This is a genomic window from Protofrankia sp. Cas8, assembly GCF_963555845.1.
GTDB lineage: Bacteria > Actinomycetota > Actinomycetes > Frankiales > Frankiaceae > Protofrankia.
Genome location: NZ_CAUVXI010000348.1, coordinates 2058 through 2995, shown reverse-complemented (window position 1 = coordinate 2995; position 938 = coordinate 2058). Strand labels below are relative to the sequence as shown.

Sequence of the window (938 nt, the reverse complement as noted above, 5' to 3'; positions counted from 1 at the left end):
GCGATCAACAACAATCGAAAAATCAAGATTTCATCCACGCTAGAAGAGCGAAACGTCGACCAACATTACCCAGACAGGGTTTTTGGATAGCTTCACCGTGCGGAAACCGTCCAGTATCTTCCGCTGCTTGCGCCTGCCGGGTCAGCCTGCCCGCGCTTTCCCAGTTTGTTCCCCTTCTAACAAATATGTCATACGGCGCGAGGCCGAGGGGGTCGAACCAACCCAGGGGATTGTGGACATAGGTGTGAGGATTGGGAGCCGGGGTGAGGCCGAGGGGATCGGTGGAGTCGTACCGGGCGGTCTCGGGGTCGTAGTAGCGATGATAGTTGTAGTGGGCGCCGGTTTCGGGGTCGTGATACTGGCCGGGAAAACGCAGCGGGCAGTCGACGCCACCACCGGCGGAGGACGATGGCGGGCCGGCGCCCCACAGGGTGGTCTGGGCGTGCCAGGCGAGCTCGCCGTCGGGGTCGACGAGTTCGGTGGGCGTGCCGACGAGATCGGTGACGATGGCGTGGAACCGGGCGTCGAACCACTCCTGCTCGGCGCTGTCGTGGTCAGCGGCGGTGTCGTCGTCGCCGGTTTTGCCGCCGGCAGCCGTGTCGGACGGGCGGCGCTCGGACTGGGTGAGCGGACGGAAACCGCCGGGCTCCCAGTTCCAGGTGGTGACGCGAGGTGCCGGGTCGTCGCCGGAGACGTGGCTCTGCTCGGCGAGGACGACGCCGTCCCAGGCGAAGTCGACCTGCTCGACCACCCCACGATCATCGCCGGTGCCATCGCTGGCGAGGCGCTGCTTGGCGATCCGCCGGCCGAACGGGTCGTACCGGTACCGCCAGCGCTGGCCGTCCGGTGTGGTCACACCGGTGAGGCGATCGTCGGCGTCCCAGCTGTAGCGCCAGGTACGCGGTTTCGCCGACAGCCGCTTGTGCTGGCGCAGCGTG

The 938-nt window shown here is 66.4% G+C and carries 1 protein-coding gene; it reads right to left on the bottom strand.

Annotation, left to right across the window (positions count from 1 at the left end):
- Positions 1–22 precede the first annotated feature (22 nt).
- On the bottom strand, positions 23–938 hold a 916-nt coding region (locus tag U9977_RS26660; RefSeq protein WP_322752026.1), incomplete at its 5' end, for an RHS repeat-associated core domain-containing protein.